Source organism: Micromonospora sp. CA-259024 (genome assembly GCF_050936255.1).
Classification (GTDB): Bacteria; Actinomycetota; Actinomycetes; order Mycobacteriales; family Micromonosporaceae; genus Micromonospora.
Genome location: NZ_JBNJND010000002.1, coordinates 328,566 through 353,771, shown reverse-complemented (window position 1 = coordinate 353,771; position 25,206 = coordinate 328,566). Strand labels below are relative to the sequence as shown.

Sequence of the window (25,206 nt, the reverse complement as noted above, 5' to 3'; positions counted from 1 at the left end):
CGATGTAGGGTCCGCGCCGTGGGATACCTGGTGATGCCTTCAGGCCGTCTGAACATCCCGAAGTCGGACGAGGTCGCTACGGTCGCCGCTGTCCGGGCCGCCATGGCTGTACGAGATGGTTGGTTCAACCCGGATGTGTCTCCTCCGGATGACACCCTCGCCGACATGGCGGAGGCGGCCGGAGCCTCGATCGTCCGGGACGGAGACTGGATCGAGTTCGGTCACGACGACGAGGGAGACCCCAAGTGGTCGGACCAGGCCACGGCCTTCTACGTCGCGATTGCGCCATTCGTGCGCTCGGGAATCGTCCATATCGAGGGCGAGGACGGCTCTCGCTGGTCCTACACCTACGCTGACGGGCAGATCACTCAACAGGGTTGGAACGGTTGGGACGGATCCGTCGAGCCGTTTGGCGAACCTGTGGATCTCCCTCTCCCGGACCACTCGTAGGCGCCAACGGCGGCGCGAACGTTGTCGTTCGTGCCGTGCCTGGTCGGACCAATCCTGATCGGACCGCGGATCTCCCGATCACGCTCGATGGTCGATGGGCAACGCACCGCCTGGCGCGGCGGACTGCGCCGCGCCAGTCACGTGCTGGAACCGCCCCACTGCGATGGGTACGGTGTCGAGCACCTGTCGGTCCCGGACGCTGCGGCGTCCCTCGACGAAAGGGTTGCCATGGCACGCGTGCTGCTGGACGTCACCATGTCGCTGGACGGCTTCATGGCCGGCCCCGACGTCAGCGTGGAGAACCCCATGGGCGTGGGCGGGCTTCGCCTGCACGAGTGGATCTTCAACGCCTCATCGAACGAGGTGGACGCGGAGATTGTTCGTGGCGTGCAGGCGGGCACGGGCGCGGTGGTGCTCGGCCGGCGGACGTTCGACGTCGGCATCGACGTCTGGAACGACACCCCCTTCCCGGCGCCCTGCTTCGTGCTGACCCACGAGCCCCTCGCCGAGCGGGTCGAGAAGAGCGGAACCTTCACCTTCGTCACCGACGTCCGGGACGCCTTCGCCCGGGCCACCGCCGCTGCAGGAGACCGTGACGTACGCCTGATGGGCGCTGCCGTCGGTCAGCAGTTCCTGGCCGTGGGCCTGGTCGACGAGATCCGAGTCCAGATCGCCCCCGTGCTGCTCGGCGCGGGCAGCCGCCTGTTCGAGCACCTCGGCAACGCGCACATCGAACTGGAGCGGCTCGCCACAGCGGATTCGCCGCACGTGACCCACTTGCGGTACCGAGTCCGGTCGCTTCACGAGGCGCAAACGGGACTTCCCGAGGAAGATCGAGCGGAGAGCCGCCAGTCCCCCCTATCCCCGGGGATAGGTGTCAGCTGACGTAGCCGATGGGCCGCGCGAGCATGCGGGCCGCGTTGATCTACCAGCACGGGACCAGCGAGCGGGACCGCGAGATCGCCTCGGCCAGGGACCAGCGGATCGCCCGGCAGGCTCGGGCGGAAATTCCGCAAGGGCCGCTAGTTGCCCACGGAGGGCCCGCAAGATCGGAGCGGGGGAGTGGTCGACCGGCCCAGGATCGGGGGAATAAGCCCCTGCTGGTCCGGAGTCCGTTGGAGCGGGCGACGGGAATCGAACCCGCACCGTCAGTTCGGAAGAGCGCAATCAACCGGTCGTGATGCCCGAAACGCCTAGTCGCGGCGGCCAATGCGGCTACGGTTCGCGCCCGCTCGTGCCCGTCCGTCCTCGTGACTACTGGCCCGTGGAAGGCCCACGGCGGTCCCCGGCGTGCGGCTTCGGCCAATCGACGACCGGGCACGCCTGTGCCCCGGAAGCGAGGCAGTGGTTGAGATCGCGGGCGTCGAGCCACGCCTGATGGGCTGCGTGGATCCTGCTCAGCCCGTCATGCTCCTGGCGCAGCGCCAGGAAGTCGTCCAAGCACTGAAACAGCGTTTCGATGGCTCGTGCATCAGTCTCGGGGTCCATGTCCCCCAGGCTCGTCGCGCCTTCCGGATCCGTCAGCCGAAGAACCAGGTGCCACCAGACCACGTTGTTCCCGCACCCGACACGGGTCACCAGCCACTTCTGGAGGCCAGTGAGCAGGTTGAAGTCGTTGCCGTGGTTGCAGCCTTCCACGAAGGCAACGACACTAGCGAAGTCTCCCCGGGGCATGTACATGTGCGGTCGCTTACGCACCGCCGCGAACAGCTCCCGGTGGTTCCCAATCACCAACACATTTCACCACCCGTGCAGCCCCGCTGTCCGTGCTGATCCTGCCCGCTTACTGCCATGGGCATAGGGGCAGGAAGGCGAGTCGTGCCAGGAACGATGCGGCTTGGTAGCGGATCTCCTCGTCGGGCAGTCGCAGACCGTCCGGGGAGGCTGGTAGCCCTTGTGGTGCCCGGTGAGGGGATCCGCGGCGGCATCTCTGAGGGGGGCCGGGCCGGCGCGGCGCGCTTTGCGGGCCGCCTTGATCCTTAAGAGGGCAAGTCGGTAGTGCGGCCGTTCAATCAGGACCGTTGGCGCGCTGCGGGACGGCGACCCTCGCGGTGGTGAACCGCACCAGTCGACTCGCGAAGGTGCCACGTTCGCGGCCACTCAGGCGAGACAGAACTCGTTGCCCTCGATGTCCTGCATCACGAGGCACGACTCGTTGTCGCCATCGGCGCGCAGTAGTCGCCCGCGTACCGCGCCGAGCGCGACCAGTCGTGCGCATTCGGCCTCAAGTGCGGCCAGGCGCTCCTCGCCCACGAGCCCGGTGCCGACCCGCACGTCAAGATGCACCCGATTCTTGACGACCTTGCCTTCGGGAACGCGCTGGAAGTACAGTCGCGGACCCACACCTGAGGGATCACTGCAGGCGAACGCTGAGCCCTGACGCTCAGGCGGCAGCGTGCGATTGAAATCGTCCCAACTAGCAAACCCCTCCGGTGGCGGCGGTACGACGTACCCCAACACCTCGCACCAGAAGCGAGCGACGCGCTCAGGATCTGCGCAGTCGAAGGTGACTTGGATCTGCTTGACCGATGCCATCGGCCCACCATAGAGGTGGGGGATCTGTCGTGGTCTCCACGGGCCCGCCCGGGGCAAGGTTGTGGCGCAGGGGACCGGGTCTGTGCTCGGCCGGTTGGGCGGCCTCGCGGTAGAGCTGGAGGTCTTCGAAGCCGTAGGTGGCTACGTCGTGGCTGCTGGCTCCGAAGATCAGGTAGGGGATGCGTGCCCAGTAGCAGGCCATGAGGCACATGGGGCAGGGCTCGCTGCTGGCGTACATGGCGCCGTCTTCGAGCAGGTGCCGCCCTGGCTTGCTCCCGGCGTCGCGCAGGGCCATGACCTCGGCGTGTGCGGTTGGGTCTCGCAGCTCGACAAGGCTGCTGGTGCCTTCACCGACGATTGTCCCGATATGGCGACGATGGCACCGAACGGGGTCTTCCCTTCGTCTTCCGGCGCGCGCCTCGAAATCTCAGTTGCCCTTGCGAGGAACAGTTCATCTTGCGTGTCTAGTGGGTGAGGTCACGGTCTTCCTCCTTGCCGGCCTGGTCGCCTGTTGCCGCTTGATGTGCGCTTGGGCCAGGGCTTGAGTGGGGTGACGAACCGCAGTTCGGTCCGGTCGGCTGGGTACTCGGCGTCTGAGATTTCGACGATTCTCTCGTCGGCATCCACGGAGATGCGTCGGCAGAAGATGAGGGGTATGCCGTCGGGCAGGCCCCAGAGTTGGACTTCGGCCGTGGTGGGCATCCGGGCTGTTACTTCGTCAGCCTCTGGCGCGAGCACTCGCGAGCTGATGCAGCGGATGGGGCACGCGAGCATGCGTGCGGCGTTGATCTACCAGCACGCGATCAGCGAGCGGACCGGGAGATCGCCTCGGCCATGGACTGGCGGATCGCTCGGCAGGCCCGGCGCGGAGGCGGCCAGAGCAGCTGGTGGCCCGCAAGATCGGAGCGGGGGAGTGGACGGCCGGCCCAGGATCAGGGGATGCAGCCTCTGATCTGGGCCGGAGGTCGTTGGAGCGGGCGACGGGAATCGAACCCGCACCGTCAGTTTGGAAGACTGAAGCTCTACCATTGAGCTACGCCCGCGTAGCCCCGCCGAAACGGGACGCGCCGACAGCGTACCCAATGCCTCTGCCGCCCGCGCAGCCACGCCACCGCCTGGCGGCGTCGGTGTTGTCCGCGCGCCGTCTCGCAGCGCCCAAGATCCGCACAACCTCACGGATGTCGTGGCCTCGCCGCCTCGGGAGGCCACTCTTCTCCGACGTTGTGCGGATCGTGAAGCGCCGCCCGCCAGCGCCGCCCGCCAGTGGGCGGAAGGGGGTTTTTCGGAGGCTGTGTCCGGGTGAGAGGTGGCCCCGGCACGTCCCGGGCGCGCCGACGGCATAGACTGCACGTCGCCACGGGGTGTGGCGCAGCTTGGTAGCGCACTCGCTTTGGGAGCGAGGGGCCGTGGGTTCAAATCCCGCCACCCCGACTGTCGTCCGCGGCCGGGTCGCCCCGGGTGCCGCCGTTTTCGTGCGGTCCCCGGGCGCTGCCGGTGCGTCAGGCCGGCTCACCTACACTCGATGGGCTGAATCACGCCCAGACTCAACTGAGATCCGTCAAGGAGTACGCCTGTGAAGAGCACCGTCGAGACTCTGAGCCCGACGCGCGTGCGGCTCGCCATCGAGGTGCCGTTCGTCGAGCTCGAGCCGAGCCTCAAGAAGGCGTACCGGGAGATCGGTTCGCAGGTCCAGGTTCCGGGCTTCCGCCGGGGCAAGGTGCCGACCGCGGTGATCGACCAGCGGGTGGGCCGGGGCACCGTCCTCAACGAGGCGGTGCAGGAGGCCATCCCGGAGAACATCCTCGCCGCCGTGCGCGAGCACGACCTCAAGACGCTGGGGCGTCCGGAGGTCGAGATCACCGAGTTCAACGACGGTGACGCGCTCAACTTCACCGCCGAGGTCGACGTCCGTCCGGAGATCACCATCCCCGACGCGACCACCATCGAGGTCACCGTCGACGAGCTGCAGATCGACGAGAGCGAGATCGACGAGCAGGTGAAGAACCTGCGGGAGCGTTTCGCGACCCTCAAGACCGTCGAGCGGGCCGCCGCCGAGGGTGACTACGTCCAGATCGACCTCAACGCCACCGTCGACGGCGAGGACGTGCCGGGCGGCCAGGCGAGCAACATCTCCCACGAGGTGGGCAGCAAGCAGCTCCTGCCGGGCCTCGACGAGGCCGTGGTCGGCCTCGCCGCCGGCGAGAGCACGACCTTCACCACCCAGCTGGTCGGCGGCGACTTCGCCGGCCGGGACGCCGAGGTGGCGGTGACCGTGCGCACGGTCAAGGAGAAGGAGCTGCCCGAGCTGAACGACGAGTTCGCCCAGATGGCGAGCGAGTTCGACACGATCGAGGAGCTGCGCGGCGACCTGCGGGCGCGAGTCACGCAGGGCAAGCAGGTCGAGCAGATCTACGCCGCTCGGGACAAGGCGCTGGCGCAGCTGGTCGAGGCCGCCGAGATTCCGGCCCCGGAGGGTGTCGTCCGCGAGGAGGTCGAGAGCCGCAAGCAGGCGATGATCGACCAGCTGGAGCGGATCGGCGCCTCCATGGAGGAGTACCTCGCGGCCGAGGACAAGACCGAGGAGCAGATCGACACCGAGCTGACCGAGGCGGCGACCGAGGGCGTCAAGGTCCAGCTCCTGCTGGACACTCTGGCCGACGCGGAGGACGTGCAGGTCTCCGACGACGAGTTCGGGCACGAGATCGTGCACCGGGCCCAGCGTGCCGGGATGGCCCCGCAGCAGTACTACGACCAGCTGGTGCGCTCCGGCGCGGCCGCCGCGGTCTTCGGCGACGTGCGGCGGGGCAAGGCGCTCGCGGCCGTCATGGAGCGGATCACGATCAAGGACTCGGCCGGCAACGGGGTCACCCTCGACGCGCTGCGCGCCGCCAACGAGGCGGAGCACAACCACGACCACTGATCGTCGGGTGCGGCCGCCGTCCGCCGCTGAGCGGTGGATGGCGGCCGAATCCTTTTCTGGGTACGCCCGGAAGCCAGCGTTGCCGGGTTCGCCCGGAAGCCCGCGCCGCGGGTACGCCTGACACAGCTGCGCTGAGAGCGAACAGTGCCCCGACCGGGACTCTGCCGCCCCGCACAGCGGTTAGTGTCGGGAAAGACGGTACGGAGAGCGAAGGGCTGCCATGACCGACATGCACATCCCCAAGAAGTCGCTCCGGGCGATTGACGCGCGCGGTGGCGACTCCATTGGCAACCTCGACGACTCGGTCTACAACCGGTTGCTCAAGGAACGCATCATCTTCCTGGGCAGCGAGGTGACCGACCAGGTCGCCAACCGCATCTGCGCGCAGCTGCTGCTGCTCGCCGCGGAGGACCCGGACCGCGACATCAACCTGTGGATCAACTCGCCGGGTGGCTCGGTCTACTCCGGCATGGCGATCTACGACACCATGCAGTTCATCGACAACGACGTGTCGACCGTGGCGATGGGCATGGCGGCCTCGATGGGCCAGCTGCTGCTCTGCGCGGGCACCAAGGGCAAGCGGTACGCCCTGCCCCACGCCCGGATCATGATGCACCAGCCGTCCGGTGGCCTGGGCGGCACGGCGTCCGACATCGCCATCCAGGCGGAGCAGATGCTCTACACGAAGCGGATGTTCCAGGAGCGGGTCGCGCACCACACCGGCCAGAGCCAGTCGCAGATCGAGGCGGACTCGGACCGGGACCGTTGGTTCACCGCCCAGGAGGCCATGGACTACGGCTTCATCGACAAGGTGATCATCGGGGCCGCTCAGGTTCCGGATGGCGCCGGGACCCTGAGCTGAGGAGCTGACGATGACCGATCTGAGCTTGCCGCCCCAGTTCGCGGCCGTGCACAACCGTTACGTGCTGCCGTCGTTCGTCGAGCGCACGTCGTACGGGGTCAAGGAGTCGAACCCGTACAACAAGCTCTTCGAGGACCGGATCATCTTCCTCGGCGTCCAGGTGGACGACGCGTCGGCCAACGACGTGATGGCCCAGCTGCTGACGCTCGAGGGCACTGATCCCGACCGCGACATCATCATGTACATCAACTCGCCGGGCGGTTCGTTCACGGCGATGACGGCGATCTACGACACCATGCAGTACGTCCGTCCGGACATCCAGACGGTCTGCCTCGGGCAGGCCGCCAGCGCGGCGGCGGTGCTGCTGTCGGCGGGCACGCCGGGCAAGCGGATGGCTCTTCCGAATTCGCGGATCATCATCCACCAGCCGGCCACCGAGGGCGGCTACGGGCAGGGCTCGGACATCGAGATCCAGGCTCGGGAGATCCTGCGGATGCGGACGCAGCTGGAGGACATGCTCTCCCGCCACTGCAACCGCCCGATCGAGCAGGTTCGCAAGGACATCGACCGTGACAAGATCATGACGGCCGAGGAGTCCAAGGAGTACGGGCTGGTCGACACGATCCTGACCAGCCGCAAGAAGGGTCTGCTGGCCGCCCAGGCCGCCAGCTGAGCAGTACCGGGTCAGAGGTTGGCCGGGGCTCCGTTCCCGGCCGACCTCTGACACACCCGTTTTGGGGGTCGGAGAATGCCCCGGCAGCGGGTAACGTCGGGTCCGTACCGCTTCGCCGGTCGGGCCGGTGGGGTGAACTAGCCGGGCGGCGTGCAGCGTCCGCAGATCAGGGCCGGGTCTCCGGCCGATGAGTGCAGGGAGAACGTAGGTGGCACGGATCGGTGACGGCGGCGACCTACTGAAATGCTCCTTCTGCGGCAAGTCGCAGAAGCAGGTGAAGAAGCTCATCGCGGGCCCAGGGGTCTACATCTGCGACGAGTGCATCGATCTCTGCAACGAGATCATCGAAGAGGAGTTGGCCGAGTCCGGCGAGGTGAAGTGGGAAGAGCTTCCCAAGCCGATGGAGATCTGCCAGTTCCTCGACAACTACGTCGTGGGGCAGGATCAGGCCAAGAAGGCGCTAGCGGTCGCGGTCTACAACCACTACAAGCGGATCCAGGCCGAGGCGGCCGGTGCACCGGGCTCCGGCAGTGATGCCGTCGAGCTGGCCAAGTCCAACATCCTGCTACTCGGCCCGACGGGGTGCGGCAAGACCCACCTGGCGCAGACCCTCGCTCGGATGCTGAACGTTCCGTTCGCCATCGCCGACGCCACCGCGCTGACCGAGGCGGGCTACGTCGGCGAGGACGTGGAGAACATCCTCCTCAAGCTGATCCAGGCCGCCGACTACGACATCAAGCGCGCCGAGACCGGCATCATCTACATCGACGAGGTCGACAAGATCGCCCGTAAGTCGGAGAATCCCTCGATCACGCGGGACGTCTCCGGTGAGGGCGTGCAGCAGGCTCTGCTCAAGATGCTTGAAGGCACCGTGGCCAACGTGCCGCCGCAGGGCGGGCGCAAGCACCCGCACCAAGAGTTCATCCAGATCGACACCACCAACGTGCTGTTCATCTGTGGTGGCGCGTTCGCCGGTCTGGATCAGATCATCGAGTCCCGTACCGGGCAGGGCGGCACCGGCTTCGGTGCCCGGCTCCGGTCGGTGTCGGATCGGTCGACCGATGACATCTTCAGCCAGGTCATGCCGGAAGACATGCTCAAGTTCGGGTTGATCCCCGAGTTCGTCGGCCGGCTCCCGGTGATCACCAACGTGCGCAGCCTGGACCGCAGCGCTCTCGTACGGATCCTCACCGAGCCGCGCAACGCCCTGGTCCGGCAGTACCAGCGCCTGTTCGAGCTGGACGGGGTCGAGCTGGAGTTCGACGAGCCGGCACTGGAGGCCATCGCCGACCAGGCCATGCTGCGGGGCACCGGTGCCCGTGGTTTGCGGGCCATCATCGAAGAGGTCCTGCTCTCCGCCATGTACGAGGTGCCGAGCAACCCCGACGCCGCCCGGGTCCTGATCACCCGTGAGGTCGTCCTGGAGAACGTCAACCCGACTATCGTGCCGCGCGAGTTCACGGGCCGCCGGGCCCGTCGGGACCGCGAGGAGAAGTCGGCCTGATCCTCCCCGCGTCACGCCGGTCGCTCATTCCTGACGCGGCCGGCGTGATCGCGTTCGGCGGTCCCACTCGCCCGATGGCGTGCTCGTGACCATCATCAGCCGGGCTGGTTCGTCGGTGTCGTCGCGGTAGCCGTGCTCCCGGTCGGCGTGGAACTCGATGGTCTCGCCGGTGCGCACGCGGTGGTCCTTCCCGTCGACCAGGACGACCAGGGTGCCGACGAGGACGTGCAGCACCTCCCGGGTGTCGCGCGGGTGGTCGGGGGAGCGGTGTCTCCCCGGTGCCAGCCGCCAGTCCCAGAGCTCGACGAGGTCCGGCTCGCCCAACCCGCTCAGCAGGTGGGCTGTGCCGCCGTGCTCGCCCTGCCAGAGCACGGGCGCCTGGGCGGCTGAGGTGATCTTCACGGCCCGTTCCCCGGCTGGCTCGACCAGGCGCCGCCGGCGCGCTCTTCGGCGTCTTCTTCACGCTCCTCGGCCAGGCCAACGAAAGTGCCGGAATATGGCCGGTTCAGGTTGCCGGCCTCGGCTTCGCCGCCGGCGCTCTCGTGCTCGCCACCCTTTGACGCTGTCCGCGTCCGCCCTCCGGCCGTACCCTGTGCTCATGCGTGTCGCCGTCTGCCAGCTGAACGCCCGGGATGACCGCAAGGCCAATCTGGCCGCCGCGGAGACCCTGCTGGAACGCGCGGCCGCCGGTGGTGCGGACCTCGCGGTTCTGCCGGAGTATGTCGACTACCTCGGTCCCGCCGCTCGAATGCCCGAGCCGGAGCCTGTGGACGGCGAGGTTGGCAGCTTCTTCGCCGGGGTCGCCCAGCGGCTGGGGATCTGGTTGGTGGCCGGGTCGTTCCACGAGGCGGGCCCGGACCAGGAGCACACCTGGAACACGTCGCTGGTCTTCGACCGCTCGGGCAACCTGGCCGCAAGCTATCGAAAGATCCATCTGTACGACGTGGAGATCCCCGGCCGGGTTTCCTACCGGGAGTCGGCGAGTGTCGCGCCCGGGGTACAGCCGGTGGTGGTGGACGTCGAGGGTCTGCGAGTCGGCCTGTCGATCTGCTACGACCTGCGTTTCCCGGAGCTGTACCGGCTGCTGGCGACCGACGGTGGTGCACAGCTGTTGGTGGTTCCGGCGGCTTTCATGATGCACACGGGACGGGACCACTGGGAGGTTCTGCTGCGGGCCCGGGCGATCGAGAACCAGTGCTTCGTGGCGGCGGCCGGCCAGACCGGCGACCACGAGCCGGCTCGCACCTGCTTCGGGCGGAGCATGGTGGTGGACCCATGGGGGACGGTCCTCGCCCAGGTGTCGGACGGCCCGGGGGTTTCCGTCGTCGACCTGGATCTCGACCGGCTCGCCGCGATTCGGGCCGAGTTGCCCAGCCTGGCAAACCGCCGACTCTGAGCCTCAGCCCTCCAGCAGGACGCCGATCACCGCGAACCCGGCGATGGCCGCGGCGGTGACCAGCAGCGCGGTCGTCATCCGCGACTTGCCCCGCCGGGCCAACCGTCCCACCGAGAGCACCAGGACGACCAGCACGACCGCACCGATAACCACCTGCCAGAACGGCAGCAGGAGGCCGAGCAGCGCCTCCTCGGCGAACACCGTGGCGTCGACCCCGGACTCATCCATGTCTGACACTCTGGCACGTCGGGACGGCCCGCGTCGCCGGCTGCCCGGGGGACCGTTGCGAGCCGGTCTGCGAAACCAGTGATGAACCCTGATTTGCCTTCTCCGGGCCGTCCGCGTAACTTTCTCTCTGCACGGGGGAGGCCGGACAAACTGGCCGAGAACGGGCGCCAGGCTCGTGGCGGGAACGCCGAGCGGGACTGAGGATCGGGCGGTGCGGACACACTCCGGACACGGAGTTGCGAAAGCGAAGCCGACCGGGTAGAGTTTTGAAGCCGGCAGGAGCCGGGCGGAGAGCCGCGAAGCGGTGATCGGCCGGTCTGCGGTTTCCCACGACAGTAACGACCGCCGGATACGGCGTGCGTCATCGTGGATTCGGACGAACCAGATTGATCGCCTCGAACATGAGGTTGACAATGAAAGTTCGACCAAGTAGGTTTGAGCGGTTGCCCCGAGACGGGGTTCCACTGAGGTGGGGCTTTTGATCGGTGTGTGGTTGTTCTTTGAGAACTCAACAGGGTGCTTGTAAAGCCAGTGCCAATTATGATTTATACCCCGGACTGGTCAGTTTTTCTGGCTGGTTGGGATTCCTTTGGCAACATTTGTTTGTTGTCAGGATGCTGTTCAACTAATTTTTTGTTGGAGAGTTTGATCCTGGCTCAGGACGAACGCTGGCGGCGTGCTTAACACATGCAAGTCGAGCGGAAAGGCCCTTCGGGGTACTCGAGCGGCGAACGGGTGAGTAACACGTGAGCAACCTGCCCCAAGCTTTGGGATAACCCCGGGAAACCGGGGCTAATACCGAATAGGACCTTCGGCCGCATGGCTGGGGGTGGAAAGTTTTTCGGCTTGGGATGGGCTCGCGGCCTATCAGCTTGTTGGTGGGGTGATGGCCTACCAAGGCGACGACGGGTAGCCGGCCTGAGAGGGCGACCGGCCACACTGGGACTGAGACACGGCCCAGACTCCTACGGGAGGCAGCAGTGGGGAATATTGCACAATGGGCGGAAGCCTGATGCAGCGACGCCGCGTGAGGGATGACGGCCTTCGGGTTGTAAACCTCTTTCAGCAGGGACGAAGCGAGAGTGACGGTACCTGCAGAAGAAGCACCGGCCAACTACGTGCCAGCAGCCGCGGTAAGACGTAGGGTGCGAGCGTTGTCCGGATTTATTGGGCGTAAAGAGCTCGTAGGCGGCTTGTCGCGTCGACCGTGAAAACTTGGGGCTCAACTCCAAGCCTGCGGTCGATACGGGCAGGCTAGAGTTCGGTAGGGGAGACTGGAATTCCTGGTGTAGCGGTGAAATGCGCAGATATCAGGAGGAACACCGGTGGCGAAGGCGGGTCTCTGGGCCGATACTGACGCTGAGGAGCGAAAGCGTGGGGAGCGAACAGGATTAGATACCCTGGTAGTCCACGCTGTAAACGTTGGGCGCTAGGTGTGGGGGGCCTCTCCGGTTCCCTGTGCCGCAGCTAACGCATTAAGCGCCCCGCCTGGGGAGTACGGCCGCAAGGCTAAAACTCAAAGGAATTGACGGGGGCCCGCACAAGCGGCGGAGCATGCGGATTAATTCGATGCAACGCGAAGAACCTTACCTGGGTTTGACATGGCCGCAAAACCTCCAGAGATGGGGGGTCCTTCGGGGGCGGTCACAGGTGGTGCATGGCTGTCGTCAGCTCGTGTCGTGAGATGTTGGGTTAAGTCCCGCAACGAGCGCAACCCTCGTTCGATGTTGCCAGCGCGTTATGGCGGGGACTCATCGAAGACTGCCGGGGTCAACTCGGAGGAAGGTGGGGATGACGTCAAGTCATCATGCCCCTTATGTCCAGGGCTTCACGCATGCTACAATGGCCGGTACAATGGGCTGCGATACCGCGAGGTGGAGCGAATCCCAAAAAGCCGGTCTCAGTTCGGATCGGGGTCTGCAACTCGACCCCGTGAAGTCGGAGTCGCTAGTAATCGCAGATCAGCAACGCTGCGGTGAATACGTTCCCGGGCCTTGTACACACCGCCCGTCACGTCACGAAAGTCGGCAACACCCGAAGCCGGTGGCCCAACCCTTGTGGAGGGAGCCGTCGAAGGTGGGGCTGGCGATTGGGACGAAGTCGTAACAAGGTAGCCGTACCGGAAGGTGCGGCTGGATCACCTCCTTTCTAAGGAGCACCTTCCGACGAAAGTCGGTAAGGAGCCCGCGGCCTACGAATGTTGGGTCGGGGTGCTCAGATGGCGGAGACACTGGCAAGTTTTGCCCTGGCAACGGCCGGGTTGCGTCTAGTACAGCTGCTCTTCGGGGTGGTGGGAACGAGGTGACCGGTGCGGCTGGGGGAGAATGTAAGCACCCTGTTGGGTCCTGAAGGAACAACCGTTGGTTGTTTTTTCGGAGCCGTAGCGAGCCTGTGGGTTCGTGAGGTTGCCAGGCATGGCCTGGCCCCACATACCGCTGGTCTGAGGACTGGGTTTGGTGTGGGGCGGATCGGGTTGTGGGTTGGTCGTTTGTTGAGAATTGCACAGTGGACGCGAGCATCTTTGTGGTCAAGTTGTCAAGGGCGAACGGTGAATGCCTTGGCACCAGGAGCCGATGAAGGACGTGGGAGGCCGCGATAGGCCTGGGGGAGCTGTCAACCAAGCTGTGATCCCAGGGTGTCCGAATGGGGAAACCTGGCACCAGTCATGTGGTGTCACCCACACCTGAACACATAGGGTGTGTGGAGGGAACGCGGGGAAGTGAAACATCTCAGTACCCGTAGGAAGAGAAAACAATTTAGTGATTCCGTGAGTAGTGGCGAGCGAAAGCGGATCGAGGCTAAACCGGCTGCGTGTGATACCTGTCAGGGGTTGCGTGGTCGGGGTTGTGGGACCCCGCTGAGTGTACTGACATGCACTCGAGGAGTTACAAAGTCAGTGGCTAGTCGAACAGTCTGGAATGGCTGACCGTAGACGGTGAGAGTCCGGTAGGTGAAAGTTGCTGACCTTCTGTGGGTGTTCCCGAGTAGCGGCGGACCCCTGAAATCTGCCGTGAATCTGCCAGGACCACCTGGTAAGCCTAAATACTTCCTGGTGACCGATAGCGGACAAGTACCGTGAGGGAATGGTGAAAAGTACCCCGGGAGGGGAGTGAAATAGTACCTGAAACCGTTCGCCTACAATCCGTCGGAGCCTTGCGGGGTGACGGCGTGCCTTTTGAAGAATGAGCCTGCGAGTTAGTGGCATGTGGCGAGGTTAACCCGTGTGGGGGAGCCGTAGCGAAAGCGAGTCTGAATAGGGCGATTCAGTCGCGTGTCCTAGACCCGAAGCGGAGTGATCTAGCCATGGGCAGGCTGAAGCGCGGGTAAGACCGCGTGGAGGGCCGAACCCACCAATGTTGAAAAATTGGGGGATGACCTGTGGTTAGGGGTGAAAGGCCAATCAAACTCCGTGATAGCTGGTTCTCCCCGAAATGCATTTAGGTGCAGCGTCGCGTGTTTCTTGCCGGAGGTAGAGCACTGGATGGTCTAGGGGGCCCACAAGCTTACCGAAATCAGCCAAACTCCGAATGCCGGTAAGTGAGAGCGCGGCAGTGAGACTGCGGGGGATAAGCTTCGTAGTCGAGAGGGAAACAGCCCAGATCACCAGCTAAGGCCCCTAAGCGTGTGCTAAGTGGAAAAGGATGTGGGGTCGCATAGACAACCAGGAGGTTGGCTTAGAAGCAGCCACCCTTTAAAGAGTGCGTAATAGCTCACTGGTCAAGTGGTTCCGCGCCGACAATGTAGCGGGGCTCAAGCACACCGCCGAAGCTGTGGCATTCACATTTTATCCTCGCTTGGACTTGATTCCTTGTGCAGGTGTGTGGATGGGTAGGGGAGCGTCGTGCCGCGAGTGAAGCAGCGGGGTGACCCAGTTGTGGACGCGGCACGAGTGAGAATGCAGGCATGAGTAGCGAAAGAAGGGTGAGAAACCCTTCCGCCGGATGACCAAGGGTTCCAGGGCCAGGCTAATCCGCCCTGGGTGAGTCGGGACCTAAGGCGAGGCCGAGAGGCGTAGTCGATGGACAACGGGTTGATATTCCCGTACCCGCGAAAGAGCGTCCCTGATGAACCTCGTTGTGCTAACCACCCGATCCATCCAAGACCTTCGGGTTGAGGGTGGGGAGCGTGGGAACCTGATGGGTAGTAGTCAAGCGATGGGGTGACGCAGGAAGGTAGCTGAGCCCGGCCGGTGGTTGTGCCGGGGTAAGCGTGTAGGCCGTGTTGTAGGCAAATCCGCAACACATATAGGCTGAGACGTGATGCCGAGCCGATTCAGGTGAAGTCAGTGATCCTATGCTGCCGAGAAAAGCCTCTAGCGAGTTCTTAGCGGCCCGTACCCCAAACCGACACAGGTGGTCAGGTAGAGAATACCGAGGCGATCGGGCGAACTGTGGTTAAGGAACTCGGCAAATTGCCCCCGTAACTTAGGGAGAAGGGGGGCCGGAGACGTGAAGCCCCGCGCGGGTGGAGCGTTGTATGGCCGCAGAGAGCAGGGGGAAGCGACTGTTTACTAAAAACACAGGTCCATGCGAAGAAGTAATTCGATGTATATGGACTGACGCCTGCCCGGTGCTGGAACGTTAAGGGGACCTGTTAGCTCTTCGGGGCGAAGCGGAGAACTTAAGCGCCAGTAAACGGCGGTGGTAACTATAACCATCCTAAGGTAGCGAAATTCCTTGTCGGGTAAGTTCCGACCTGCACGAATGGCGTAACGACTTCCCCACTGTCTCAACCACAGGCCCGGCGAAATTGCAGTACGAGTAAAGATGCTCGTTACGCGCGGCAGGACGGAAAGACCCCGGGACCTTTACTATAGCTTGACATTGGTACTCGAATTAGCTTGTGTAGGATAGGTGGGAGCCGGTGAAGTCCATACGCCAGTATGGGTGGAGGCAATCTTGAAATACCACTCTGGTTGATTTGGGTATCTAACTTCGGACCGTTATCCGGTTCAGGGACAGTGTCTGGTGGGTAGTTTAACTGGGGCGGTTGCCTCCTAAAAGGTAACGGAGGCGCCCAAAGGTTCCCTCAGCCTGGTTGGCAATCAGGTGTTGAGTGCAAGTACACAAGGGAGCTTGACTGTGAGACTGACAGGTCGAGCAGGGACGAAAGTCGGGACTAGTGATCCGGCACTTGCGAGTGGAAGCGGTGTCGCTCAACGGATAAAAGGTACCCCGGGGATAACAGGCTGATCTTCCCCAAGAGTCCATATCGACGGGATGGTTTGGCACCTCGATGTCGGCTCGTCGCATCCTGGGGCTGTAGCAGGTCCCAAGGGTTGGGCTGTTCGCCCATTAAAGCGGTACGCGAGCTGGGTTTAGAACGTCGTGAGACAGTTCGGTCCCTATCCGCCGTGCGCGTAGGATACTTGAGAAGGGCTGTCCCTAGTACGAGAGGACCGGGACGGACGAACCTCTGGTGTGCCAGTTGTCCTGCCAAGGGCACGGCTGGTTAGCTACGTTCGGAAGGGATAACCGCTGAAAGCATCTAAGCGGGAAGCCTGCTTCAAGATGAGGTATCCCACCCACCTTTGGTGGGGTAAGGCCCCCAGCTAGACGACTGGGTTGATAGGCCGGAAATGTAAGCCCGGTAACGGGTTCAGTTGACCGGTACTAATAGGCCGAGGACTTGACTACTAAGCTGCTACGCGTCCACTGTGCAACTCTGAACAAGCGAACACCCGTGAGTGTGTGCCGGGGTTGTTTGATATGTTCATAGAGTTACGGCGGTCATGGCGGAGGGGAAACGCCCGGTTACATTCCGAACCCGGAAGCTAAGCCCTCCAGCGCCGATGGTACTGCACTCGTGAGGGTGTGGGAGAGTAGGACGCCGCCGGACAATCTTCCAGAAAGGGTCACCCCCAACGGGGTGGCCCTTTCTGCATATCCGGAAGTAGTCGAGTGACCCGGCATCGCTGATCCCGGGGTGTCCGCATGGGAGTCACCGGCAGATCAGCGATGCGGAGCCAGGCAACGGGGTGGACCGTCAGTCTCGCGACTGCATGTCGGCGCGGAGGTTGCGCAGCAGGCCGCCGGCGTCGCTGACCGACCGCCCCGGGAACATCGCCATCACCACGCTGCCATGGTCGGCCCAGCCGCACACCGCGAAGTCGCCGCCCTCGCCGCTGGTGCTGCCGCACTTCATCACGCCGCCCAGGTCGCCCGCGGGCACCTCACGCAGCCCGCTCACCGCGCCGGTCTCGTCCGACATGAGGCCGAAAAGGCTGTCCAGGTCCCGCTCCGGCTGCCAGAGCAGGGTGGTGCCCCCGAAGATGAGCACCGAGCGTTTGTCGTCGGCCGGGTCGCGGTAGACCGTGCCGAAGCTGCGGTCCAGCTCGATGTCCGCGGCCAGACCGCTGCGCAGGTAGTCGGCTGTGCTCTTCGCTCGTTCGCTGTCGTCCCGGGTCAGGCCGGCAACCTGCTCGGGCGAGGTCAGTTGGGTGTCCTTCTGCTGCGCCACCCGCCACCCGCCGACACCCAGCACGCCGGCGCCGGCGAGGCCGACCACCAGCGCGACCGTCCAACCGATCTTGCGCCGCCGCGACCAGCCACCGGACGACTCCTCGGGGTCGCCCCCCGAATCCCGGGTGCTCAGCTGGATCGGCTCTTCGGTCAGCTCGACCGGCTCGTGACCGCCGTCGAGCGAGCGCTCGGTGAGATGTGCGTCGGACATAGCCGACACCGTACGCGAACCACAGGTGGCGCACGTCAGGTCTGCGGAAGCCCTCCGTAGACTTGTCAGGTGACCGAGAGACTGGATGCCCGACGCCCCGACGCCCCGACCCTTGCCGGCCAGTACCAGCCCGGCGAGGTAGAGCAGCGACGGTACGAGCAGTGGGTAGCCGCCGGGCACTTCCGGGCCTCCGCCGACAGCGACAAGCCCCCCTTCACCATCGTCATTCCGCCGCCGAACGTCACCGGCTCGCTGCACATGGGCCACGCGTTCGAGCACACGCTCATGGACGCGTTGACCCGGCGTAAGCGGATGCAGGGCTTCGAGGCGCTGTGGCTGCCCGGCATGGACCACGCCGGCATCGCCACCCAGAACCTGGTCGAGCGCCAGCTCGCCGCCGAGGGTCTTTCCCGACATGACCTTGGCCGGGAGAAGTTCGTCGAGCGGGTCTGGCAGTGGAAGGCCGAGTCCGGTGGTGCCATCCTGGGCCAGATGCGCCGCCTCGGCGACTCCGTCGACTGGGACCGTGAGCGCTTCACCATGGACGAGGGGCTGACCCGCGCCGTCCAGACGATCTTCAAGAAGCTCTTCGACGACGGCCTCATCTACCGGGCCAACCGGATCATCAACTGGTGTCCGCGCTGCCTCACCGCGCTGTCCGACATCGAGGTCGAGCACACCGAGGACGACGGTGAGCTGATCTCCATCCGCTACAGCGACGAGGTCGTGGTGGCCACCACCCGGGCCGAGACGATGCTGGGTGACACCGCCGTGGCGGTGCACCCGGACGACGAGCGCTACCAGCACCTGATCGGCACGGAGGTCGAGCTGCCGCTCACCGGCCGCCGGATCCCGATCGTCGCCGACGCGCACGTCGACCCGTCCTTCGGCACCGGCATGGTCAAGGTGACCCCGGCGCACGACCCGAACGACTTCGAGATCGGCCAGCGGCACGACTTGCCGGCGCTGACCGTGATGGACGAGCGTGGCGTGATCACCGTGCCCGGCCCGTTCGAAGGGCTGGACCGGTTCGAGGCGCGGCCCGCCATCGTGGCCGCGCTGCGCGAGCAGGGCCGGATCGTCGCCGAGAAGCGGCCGTACGTGCACGCGGTCGGGCACTGCTCGCGCTGCAAGACGACCGTCGAGCCGCGGCTGTCGCTGCAGTGGTTCGTCAACACCGCCCCGCTGGCCCAGGCCGCCGGCGACGCGGTGCGCGACGGTCGGGTCCGCATCGAGCCGGCCGAGCTGGCCAAGCGCTACTTCGCCTGGGTCGACAACATGCACGACTGGTGCATCTCCCGGCAGCTGTGGTGGGGGCATCGCATCCCGGTCTGGTACGGACCGGCGGGTGAGATCGTCTGCGTCGGCCCCGACGAGGCGCCGCCGACCGGCGACGGCTGGCACCAGGACGAGGACGTCCTGGACACCTGGTTCTCCAGCGGCCTGTGGCCGTTCTCCACCCTCGGCTGGCCCGAGCAGACCCCGGACCTGGCCAAGTTCTACCCGACCAGCGTGCTGGTCACCGGGTACGACATCCTGTTCTTCTGGGTCGCCCGGATGATGATGTTCGGCCTCTACGCCATGGACGGCCGGCCGCCCTTCGACGTGGTCGCCCTGCACGGCATGGTGCGCGACCAGTTCGGCAAGAAGATGTCGAAGTCGTTCGGCAACGTGGTCGACCCGCTGGACTGGATCGACCGGTACGGTGCGGACGCCACCCGGTTCACCCTGGCCCGGGGCGCGAACCCCGGCCAGGACGTGCCGGTCAGCGAGGAGTGGTGCCAGGGTTCGCGCAACTTCTGCAACAAGCTCTGGAACGCCACCCGGTTCGCCCTGATGAACGGTGCGCACACCACGGGCGACCTGCCGCCCACCGAGCAGCTCTCCACCGTCGACCGGTGGATCCTGTCCCGGTTGGCGCACGTCACCGCCGAGGTCGACGAGCAGTTCGAGGCGTACGAGTTCGCCAAGGTGTGCGACCTGCTGTACCACTTCGCCTGGGACGACGTCTGCGACTGGTACGTCGAGCTGAGCAAGCCGGTGCTCGCCGAGGGCGGTGAGCGGGCGGAGGCCAGCCGTCGGGTGCTCGGGCACGTGCTCGATCAGCTGCTGCGGCTGCTGCACCCGGTCATCCCGTTCGTCACCGAGGAGCTGTGGCTCGCGTTGACCGGCGGCGAGACGGTGCAGGCCGCCGCCTGGCCGGTGGCCGACCGTTCGCTGATCGACGACGACGCCGAGGCCGAGCTGATCGCCGTGCAGCGCGTGGTCACCGAGATTCGCCGGTTCCGGTCCGACCAGGGGCTGCGCCCGACGCAGCGGGTGGCCGCCCGACTGGACGGGCTGTCCGGCGCGGGCATCGCAGCCCACGAGCCGCTGATCCGTTCGCTGGTCCGGTTGGACCCGGCCGGAGACGACTTCCAGGCCAGCGCCACGCTGGCCATGCCCGGCGCGGTCGGTGTCGCGTTGGACACCCGGGGGTCGATCGACGTGGCCGCCGAGCGGGCCCGGCTGACGAAGGACCGCGCGGCAGCCGAGAAGGAGGTCGCGCAGGCCCGAGCGAAGCTCGACAACCCTGCCTTCATCGGTAAGGCCCCCGAGCCGGTGGTCGCGAAGATCCGCGACCGGCTCGCCACCGCCGAGGCCGACCTGGTCCGGATCGACGCTGCTCTGGAGACACTTTCCTCGTGACCGACCGTACCGAATTCGCTGCCGTCGAGGCTGAGCTGAACGCCCGTGGTTTCACCCGCATGGTCTTCGAGCTGGACCGGATCGAGTCGCTGCTCGACCTGCTCGGCAGCCCACAGCGGGCGTACCCCGCGATCCACCTGACCGGCACCAACGGCAAGACCTCCACCGCGCGGATGATCGACTCGCTGCTGCGGGCGCACGGGCTGCACACCGGGCGATACACCAGTCCCCACCTGGAGACCGTTCGGGAACGGATCAGCCTGGACGGGGAGCCGGTCAGCGAGGAGCGGTTCGCGGCGGTGTACCGGGAGATCAAACCACTGGCCGAGCTGGTCGACGCGCGGTCGGACGAGCCGCTGACGTACTTCGACATGACCACCGCGCTGGCGTTCGCCACGTTCGCCGACGCGCCGGTCGACATCGCGGTGGTCGAGGTGGGCCTCGGGGGTGCCGAGGACGCCACCAACGTCATCCAGGCCGGGGTCTGTGTGATCACCCCGATCGGGCTGGACCACACCGAGTGGCTGGGTGACACGCTCCAGGACATCGCGCTGGCCAAGGCCGGCATCATCCACCCGGGCGCCACCGTCATCTCCGCTGCTCAGGAGGACGAGGCAGCCCGTCCCCTCCTCGAACGCTGTGCCGAGGTGGGAGCAACCCTGGCCCGGGAGGGCGCCGAGTTCGGTGTGCTGGGCCGGGCGGTCGCGGTCGGCGGGCAGGTGCTCAGCCTGCAGGGTCTCGGTGGCGTCTACGACGACGTGTTCATTCCGCTGCACGGCGCGCACCAGGCACAGAACGCCGCGGTGGCGCTCGCCGCCGTCGAGGCGTTCCTGGGTGCCGGAACCCGACGGCAGCTCGACATCGAGGCGGTCCGGGAGGGCTTCGCCTCGACCAGCTCCCCGGGGCGGCTGGAGCGGGTGCGCAACGCCCCGACCATTCTGTTGGACGGCGCGCACAACCCGCACGGTATGAAGGCCACCGTCACCGCGCTGCAGGAGGAGTTCGCCTTCAGCAAGTTGGTGGCGGTCGTTGGCGTACTCGCCGACAAGGACGCGGAAGGTCTGTTGGAGCTGCTGGAGCCGGTGGTCGACCTGCTGGTGGTCACCCACAACAGCTCGCCACGGGCGATGCCGACGACGGAACTCACCGCGCTGGCCGCCGAGATCTTCGGCGAGGAGCGGGTGGAGTCGGCCGAGAATATGCCGGACGCGATCGAGCTGGCGGTGGCGCTGGCCGAGGAGGACGTCCCCGGTGAACTCAGCGGGGTCGGGGTGCTGGTCACGGGTTCGGTGGTGACGGTGGCCGACGCCCGTCGGCTGCTGAAGCGATGACCCGCCCGGAGCGGGACCCCCGCGCCACCGAGGACCAGACCGGCTCGCCGGCTGACCAGGCCGTAGCCGGCTCGCCGGCTGACCGGCCCGCTGGGGAGGAGCCTGCGGTCGGGCAGCCCCGACGCTCCGGGTTGCGCAACCCGGAGCGGGCGGTACGCGGTCTGGGCGCTGGCACGCTCAGCCTGGAGGCGCTGGTACTGCTGCTGGCGATCCAGCCGATCCGGGTGGTCGGTGGCGACCTGAGCGGCGCCGCGATCGGTGCCGTGGTGGCACTGGCGGTGGCCGCCGTCGTCCTCGCCGGCATGATGCGCCGCCCCTGGGCCTGGCATGCCGGCACCGTGCTCCAGGGCCTGCTGATGCTCGGCGGCCTGCTGCACTGGTCGCTGCTCGGGCTGGGCATCATCTTCGCCCTGGTCTGGGCGTACGCGCTGCACGTCCGCCGGGTCATCCTCGGCTGACGCCCGACCCGGTCGGCGGGAGGCCGAGGCGAGCGGGCCGGGTCAGGCGTCGGCGCGTTCGCGCCACTGGGTGAGGGCGATGCCGTGGCCGTCCGGGTCGCGGAAGGCCGCCGCCCACACCTCCAGCTTGGTGCCCCGGTTGACCACCCGGGGCGCGTACGTGAAGCGGACGCCCGACTCGCGCAACCGCTCGTACGCCGCTTCGATGTCGTCCACCTCAAGGTTGACGTGTACCAGTCGGCGGCTGATCGGCGCCGCCCCGGTCACCTCGCGCAGGACGAGTCGGGTCGTGCCGGAGGCGAGTACGGCGTTGTGGGCGCCCTGGTCGACCTCGGTGAAGCCCAGCATGTCGCGGTAGAAGCCGAGCGACCGGGAGAGGTCGGTCACCAGCAGGGTGAGCCCCACCCCGCTGATGGGTCCGGCCGGGTCCGCCGCCGCGCCGGCGTCGAACCCGAAGATCGCCTCGTCCAGTTCCTCATCGCTGACGGTCTCGCGCGCCGCACCGGCCGGGGAGGGGTCATCCAGCGGAAGGTCGAGCGGGTCGAGTGGGTCGGTCGCGCCCGGACCGGACCGCTGCGCGGGCGGCGGATCGAAGCGCTGCGCCCTGGGCGGATCGAAGCGCTCTGCGCTGGGCGGATCGAAGCGCTCTGCGCTGGGCCGGTCCAAGGGGTCCTCGGCGGGCGGGGCCACCCGGTCGTCCTCCGGCGCGTCGAACCGGTCGGCGCCGGGCTCGTCGAAGCGCTCCTCGGCGGGCGGGCGCGGCGCCGGGGTGGCCCGCCGGGGCAGCCCGCCGCTGCTCTGCTGCTCGACGACGACGCCCTCCAACACCACCGGGCCGCCCGGGCTCTGGTGCATCACCACGGGCTCGCGTTCATCCGGCACGACACCCGGGTCGTCACGCAAAGGGTCGCTGCGCAGGGGGTCGGTGCGCAACGGGTCGGGGCCGAGTGGGTCCCGGAACGGGTCACCGAGCGGGTCGCGGAAGTCGTCCCGGAAGTCGTCGTCCGGTGCGCGGTCGGCCCACGGCGGGGCATCCTGCTGGATCAGCACCTCGTCCACCGCGTCGGCGTCGGCGAACTCCGGCGGGAGGTCGGCGACGGCGGCGGCGGTCTCGGCGTGGGTCGGCACCTCGTCCCAGAGGACCTTGACGTGCCGCTGGTCGTCCAACGCGACGCGGATCGGCAGGGTCTGGCCCAGCGACGGCCACTTGGAGACCGGCACCCGCGGCTCGATGATCTTCTTGGATCGGGGCGGCAGGCCGGGCGCGTCGATCACCAGTTGCAGTTCGCAGCGGCCGAAGGCGTACTGGGTGGGTGGTTCGGAGGCGCTGTGCACGTGCCCGACGCCGACCACCCAGGTGCGCCCGCCGCCGCGTACGGTCGCCAGCGCGATCGCCAGCACCAGCAGGGCGACCCCGAGTGCCACGATGGCCCAACTGGTCATGCCCAGCCCGAACAGGACGACGAACGTGGCCACGGTGCCCAGCACCGTGCCGATCAGCTTGCGTACCGGCGCGATGGGTCGGTTCCCGCCATTCGCCACAGTGGACCTCCCGGGGGTCAGGGCCAGGCTAGGCCGAATCGGCCACCGGGGGAAAGACCGGCCGCCGCGCCGGCGCCGGGACCGGGTCGCTAGGCTGACCGTACCGATCCCGAGCGTTCAGCGCGTACAGGAGGAACCCAGCGTGTCCAGCAACAGCCCGGATGAGCGCAGCCTCGTTCTGATCAAGCCCGACGCGGTTCGCCGCGGCCTGGTCGGCGAGGTCCTCTCCCGCTTCGAGCGCAAGGGGCTGCGGATCGACGCGATGGTGCACCGGACGATGGACGCCGCGCTCGCTGACGAGCACTACGCCGAGCACGTCGACAAGGCGTTCTACCCGCCGCTGAAGGACTTCATGACCGGCGGTCCGTTGGTCGCTCTGGTGCTCTCCGGCGACCAGGTGATCGACGTGGTCCGCGGGCTGGTCGGTGCCACCGACGGGCGCAAGGCCGCCGCCGGCACCATCCGTGGCGACCTGTCGCTGTCCAACCGGGAGAACCTCGTGCACGCCTCCGACTCGACGGACAGCGCCAAGCGCGAGATCGCGCTCTGGTTCCCCGAGTTGGGCTGACGCTCCGCTTCAGCTGGCCGGGGGCAGTTTCGTCGGATTGCCGACCACGTAGATCCCGGTGATCTGGCCGTCCGCCGCGGCGATGGTGAGGGTGTACCGACTGCCGTCCGCCCGGGTGATCAGCACACCGGGTTCCCCGTTGAGCTCGATCCGGTCAATCGTCACACGGTGGCGTTGGCCGTAGATCCCGGCGTAGAAACGGGCGATCCGATCCGAACCGCCGACCGGGTTGAGGGCCGCGCGCACCCGGCCACCGCCGTCGTTCCACGCGATGGCGTCGGCAGCGACCAGACCGGTGAGTGTCGCCAGGTCACCGTCGCGGGCGGCGGCGAGGAACGCGTCCAGCAGTCGTTCGCGTTCGGCACGGCTGGCGGTGAAGCGGCGCTGCTCCTGCTGTACCCGCGCGGTGGCGCGATGGTGGAGCTGGCGGCAGTCCTCCGGGGTCCGGTCCAGGATCTCGGCGATCTCGGCGTACGGCAGCTCGAAGGCCGTGTGCAGGACGTACACCGCCCGCTCCGGCGGGGTGAGCCGCTCCAGGACGTGCAACAACGCGGTGGAGAGCGAGTCGCGTAGTTCCGCGCGGTCCAACGGCCCGAACGGCGAGGGCGTGGTCGGCACCGGCTCGGGCAGCCAGGTGCCGACGTACGTCTCGCGCGTTGCCTGCCGGGCCCGCAACCGGTCCAGGGCCAGGCGGGTGACCACCCGGGACAGGTACCTCCGTGGCTCTTCGACCGTCGACCGGTCCACGCCGAGCCAGCGCAGGTACGCCTCCTGGAGCACGTCCTCGGCGTCGTGCCGGCTGCCGAGCAGGCGGTAGGCGAGCCCGAGCAGCATCGGCCGGTGCGCCTGGAGCGCACCGGCCGCCTCTGCCGCCTCGGTGGTCACGCCTGTGCCGGAGGCTCCAACCGCATGGTCACCCCGATCCGATTCCACACGTTGATTGTGGCAATCGCGATGACGAGGTCGGCCAGTTCCTTCTCCGACCAGACCTTCGCGGCGGCGTCCCACACCTCGTCCGGCACCCCGTGCTCGCCGAGCCGGGTGACGGCGTCGGTGAGGTCCAGTGCGGCCCGCTCCCGCTCGTCGAAGAACGGCGACTCCCGCCAGGTGGCCACCGCGAACAGCCGCCGGCTCGACTCGCCGTTGGCGAGCGCGTCCTGGCTGTGCATGTCCACGCAGAACGCGCATCCGTTGATCATCGACGCCCGCAGCTTGACCAGCTCCAGCACGGTGTGGTCGACGTTCGACCGGACGTACTTCTCGAGCCCCATGACGGCCTGGTACGCCTTCGGCGCCACCTCACTGGGATTCATTCGCTGCATGACTACCTCCCCTGATCGGTTCGACACCCTCACGACGGGTGGGACGGGGGGCGGCGT

At 66.7% G+C, this 25,206-nt stretch carries 21 protein-coding genes, 2 tRNA genes and 3 rRNA genes; 15 read left to right on the top strand and 11 right to left on the bottom strand.

Annotated elements, in window-relative coordinates:
- Positions 1 to 18: 18 nt before the first annotated feature.
- Together ACQEUX_RS20930 and ACQEUX_RS20925 are read left to right on the top strand one after the other, a co-directional pair.
- Entirely contained in the window at positions 19 to 450 is a 432-nt protein-coding gene (locus ACQEUX_RS20930) for a hypothetical protein (protein ID WP_433050892.1), read from the top strand.
- Between the two features lie 30 nt (positions 451 to 480).
- A complete protein-coding gene (locus ACQEUX_RS20925) occupies positions 481 to 1,335 on the top strand; it encodes a dihydrofolate reductase family protein (RefSeq protein WP_433057012.1) in 855 nt (284 codons plus the stop codon).
- A 369-nt stretch (positions 1,336 to 1,704) separates the two neighbouring features.
- Here ACQEUX_RS20925 and ACQEUX_RS20920 read toward each other — a convergent pair whose 3' ends face one another.
- The 5 genes from ACQEUX_RS20920 to ACQEUX_RS20900 form a co-directional block, all read right to left on the bottom strand.
- Positions 1,705 to 2,088, bottom strand: a complete 384-nt coding sequence (locus ACQEUX_RS20920) for a hypothetical protein (protein ID WP_433050889.1) — start codon at positions 2,086 to 2,088, stop codon at positions 1,705 to 1,707.
- A gap of 462 nt (positions 2,089 to 2,550) precedes the next feature.
- Positions 2,551 to 2,985, bottom strand: a complete 435-nt coding sequence (locus tag ACQEUX_RS20915; RefSeq protein WP_433050886.1) for a VOC family protein — start codon at positions 2,983 to 2,985, stop codon at positions 2,551 to 2,553.
- Complete coding sequence (locus ACQEUX_RS20910) at positions 2,936 to 3,343, bottom strand: nucleoside deaminase (RefSeq protein WP_433057010.1); 408 nt, start codon at positions 3,341 to 3,343, stop codon at positions 2,936 to 2,938. Before ACQEUX_RS20910 ends, ACQEUX_RS20915 begins: the two co-directional genes overlap by 50 nt.
- Positions 3,344 to 3,462: 119 nt before the next feature.
- A complete protein-coding gene (locus ACQEUX_RS20905) occupies positions 3,463 to 3,687 on the bottom strand; it encodes a hypothetical protein (protein WP_433050883.1) in 225 nt (74 codons plus the stop codon).
- A gap of 267 nt (positions 3,688 to 3,954) precedes the next feature.
- A tRNA-Gly gene (locus tag ACQEUX_RS20900) sits at positions 3,955 to 4,028 on the bottom strand.
- 314 nt (positions 4,029 to 4,342) lie between these two features.
- On the opposite strand from ACQEUX_RS20900, the gene ACQEUX_RS20895 reads away from it, so the two are divergent.
- The 5 genes from ACQEUX_RS20895 (at position 4,343) to clpX (ending at position 8,944) form a co-directional block, all read left to right on the top strand.
- Positions 4,343 to 4,416 (top strand) — tRNA-Pro (locus tag ACQEUX_RS20895).
- A gap of 142 nt (positions 4,417 to 4,558) precedes the next feature.
- Positions 4,559 to 5,905, top strand: coding sequence for a trigger factor (gene tig, locus ACQEUX_RS20890; protein WP_433050880.1), 1,347 nt, complete (start codon positions 4,559 to 4,561; stop codon positions 5,903 to 5,905).
- 220 nt (positions 5,906 to 6,125) lie between these two features.
- Complete coding sequence (locus ACQEUX_RS20885; RefSeq protein ID WP_007464111.1) at positions 6,126 to 6,767, top strand: ATP-dependent Clp protease proteolytic subunit; 642 nt, start codon at positions 6,126 to 6,128, stop codon at positions 6,765 to 6,767.
- 10 nt (positions 6,768 to 6,777) lie between these two features.
- Positions 6,778 to 7,440, top strand: a complete 663-nt coding sequence (locus tag ACQEUX_RS20880) for an ATP-dependent Clp protease proteolytic subunit (protein WP_088988028.1) — start codon at positions 6,778 to 6,780, stop codon at positions 7,438 to 7,440.
- A 208-nt stretch (positions 7,441 to 7,648) separates the two neighbouring features.
- Positions 7,649 to 8,944, top strand: coding sequence for an ATP-dependent Clp protease ATP-binding subunit ClpX (gene clpX / locus ACQEUX_RS20875; RefSeq protein WP_074313784.1), 1,296 nt, complete (start codon positions 7,649 to 7,651; stop codon positions 8,942 to 8,944).
- 24 nt (positions 8,945 to 8,968) lie between these two features.
- On the opposite strand, the gene ACQEUX_RS20870 is transcribed toward clpX, so the two are convergent.
- On the bottom strand, positions 8,969 to 9,346 hold the full coding sequence (locus ACQEUX_RS20870; protein ID WP_433050875.1) for a cupin domain-containing protein: 378 nt from the start codon (positions 9,344 to 9,346) through the stop codon (positions 8,969 to 8,971).
- A 196-nt stretch (positions 9,347 to 9,542) separates the two neighbouring features.
- Between ACQEUX_RS20870 and ACQEUX_RS20865 the strand changes: the two genes are divergently transcribed.
- Entirely contained in the window at positions 9,543 to 10,340 is a 798-nt protein-coding gene (locus ACQEUX_RS20865) for a carbon-nitrogen hydrolase family protein (protein WP_433050872.1), read from the top strand.
- Positions 10,341 to 10,343: 3 nt separating this feature from the next.
- Here ACQEUX_RS20865 and ACQEUX_RS20860 read toward each other — a convergent pair whose 3' ends face one another.
- Entirely contained in the window at positions 10,344 to 10,568 is a 225-nt protein-coding gene (locus ACQEUX_RS20860; protein ID WP_433050870.1) for a hypothetical protein, read from the bottom strand.
- A 633-nt stretch (positions 10,569 to 11,201) separates the two neighbouring features.
- Between ACQEUX_RS20860 and ACQEUX_RS20855 the strand changes: the two genes are divergently transcribed.
- From ACQEUX_RS20855 to rrf, 3 genes are all read left to right on the top strand, one after another.
- A 16S ribosomal RNA gene (locus ACQEUX_RS20855) occupies positions 11,202 to 12,716 on the top strand.
- Between the two features lie 377 nt (positions 12,717 to 13,093).
- Positions 13,094 to 16,204: ribosomal RNA gene (locus tag ACQEUX_RS20850) — 23S ribosomal RNA — on the top strand.
- Positions 16,205 to 16,289: 85 nt separating this feature from the next.
- A 5S ribosomal RNA gene (gene rrf, locus ACQEUX_RS20845) occupies positions 16,290 to 16,406 on the top strand.
- Together the 16S, 23S and 5S rRNA genes form the textbook arrangement of a ribosomal RNA operon.
- Before the next feature lie 147 nt (positions 16,407 to 16,553).
- Here rrf and ACQEUX_RS20840 read toward each other — a convergent pair.
- Positions 16,554 to 17,240 (bottom strand): hypothetical protein, encoded by a 687-nt coding sequence (locus ACQEUX_RS20840; RefSeq protein ID WP_433050867.1) that lies wholly within the window; start codon positions 17,238 to 17,240, stop codon positions 16,554 to 16,556.
- A 69-nt stretch (positions 17,241 to 17,309) separates the two neighbouring features.
- Between ACQEUX_RS20840 and ACQEUX_RS20835 the strand changes: the two genes are divergently transcribed.
- The 3 genes from ACQEUX_RS20835 to ACQEUX_RS20825 are packed head-to-tail and all read left to right on the top strand — an operon-like array spanning position 17,310 to position 21,717.
- Positions 17,310 to 19,928, top strand: coding sequence for a valine--tRNA ligase (locus ACQEUX_RS20835; RefSeq protein ID WP_433050864.1), 2,619 nt, complete (start codon positions 17,310 to 17,312; stop codon positions 19,926 to 19,928).
- Positions 19,925 to 21,259, top strand: coding sequence for a bifunctional folylpolyglutamate synthase/dihydrofolate synthase (locus ACQEUX_RS20830; protein WP_433050861.1), 1,335 nt, complete (start codon positions 19,925 to 19,927; stop codon positions 21,257 to 21,259). Before ACQEUX_RS20835 ends, ACQEUX_RS20830 begins: the two co-directional genes overlap by 4 nt.
- Positions 21,256 to 21,717, top strand: coding sequence for a DUF4233 domain-containing protein (locus ACQEUX_RS20825; protein WP_433050857.1), 462 nt, complete (start codon positions 21,256 to 21,258; stop codon positions 21,715 to 21,717). Before ACQEUX_RS20830 ends, ACQEUX_RS20825 begins: the two co-directional genes overlap by 4 nt.
- Before the next feature lie 42 nt (positions 21,718 to 21,759).
- Here the strand turns inward: ACQEUX_RS20825 and ACQEUX_RS20820 are convergent, their stop codons facing one another.
- Positions 21,760 to 23,259, bottom strand: a complete 1,500-nt coding sequence (locus ACQEUX_RS20820) for a VOC family protein (RefSeq protein WP_433050854.1) — start codon at positions 23,257 to 23,259, stop codon at positions 21,760 to 21,762.
- Positions 23,260 to 23,401: 142 nt separating this feature from the next.
- Here ACQEUX_RS20820 and ndk point away from each other — a divergent pair, with 142 nt between their 5' ends.
- Complete coding sequence (gene ndk / locus ACQEUX_RS20815; protein ID WP_091409968.1) at positions 23,402 to 23,827, top strand: nucleoside-diphosphate kinase; 426 nt, start codon at positions 23,402 to 23,404, stop codon at positions 23,825 to 23,827.
- 9 nt (positions 23,828 to 23,836) lie between these two features.
- Here ndk and sigJ read toward each other — a convergent pair whose 3' ends face one another.
- Together sigJ and ACQEUX_RS20805 are read right to left on the bottom strand one after the other, a co-directional pair.
- Positions 23,837 to 24,712 (bottom strand): RNA polymerase sigma factor SigJ, encoded by an 876-nt coding sequence (gene sigJ, locus ACQEUX_RS20810; RefSeq protein ID WP_433050850.1) that lies wholly within the window; start codon positions 24,710 to 24,712, stop codon positions 23,837 to 23,839.
- The gene (locus tag ACQEUX_RS20805) at positions 24,709 to 25,140 is read right to left on the bottom strand and encodes a carboxymuconolactone decarboxylase family protein (RefSeq protein WP_433057008.1); all 432 of its coding nucleotides are present in this window, start codon (positions 25,138 to 25,140) and stop codon (positions 24,709 to 24,711) included. The genes sigJ and ACQEUX_RS20805 overlap by 4 nt, the downstream gene beginning before the upstream one ends.
- Positions 25,141 to 25,206: the final 66 nt, after the last annotated feature.

Coding starts and splice junctions, on each gene's coding strand:
- ACQEUX_RS20915 (WP_433050886.1), bottom strand. CDS start 2,985: ATGGCATCGGTCAAGCAGATCCAAGTCACCTTCGACTGCGCAGATCCT.
- ACQEUX_RS20905 (WP_433050883.1), bottom strand. CDS start 3,687: ATGCCCACCACGGCCGAAGTCCAACTCTGGGGCCTGCCCGACGGCATA.
- ACQEUX_RS20885 (WP_007464111.1), top strand. CDS start 6,126: ATGACCGACATGCACATCCCCAAGAAGTCGCTCCGGGCGATTGACGCG.
- ACQEUX_RS20880 (WP_088988028.1), top strand. CDS start 6,778: ATGACCGATCTGAGCTTGCCGCCCCAGTTCGCGGCCGTGCACAACCGT.
- ACQEUX_RS20865 (WP_433050872.1), top strand. CDS start 9,543: ATGCGTGTCGCCGTCTGCCAGCTGAACGCCCGGGATGACCGCAAGGCC.
- ACQEUX_RS20860 (WP_433050870.1), bottom strand. CDS start 10,568: ATGGATGAGTCCGGGGTCGACGCCACGGTGTTCGCCGAGGAGGCGCTG.
- ACQEUX_RS20840 (WP_433050867.1), bottom strand. CDS start 17,240: ATGTCCGACGCACATCTCACCGAGCGCTCGCTCGACGGCGGTCACGAG.
- ACQEUX_RS20825 (WP_433050857.1), top strand. CDS start 21,256: ATGACCCGCCCGGAGCGGGACCCCCGCGCCACCGAGGACCAGACCGGC.
- ACQEUX_RS20805 (WP_433057008.1), bottom strand. CDS start 25,140: ATGAATCCCAGTGAGGTGGCGCCGAAGGCGTACCAGGCCGTCATGGGG.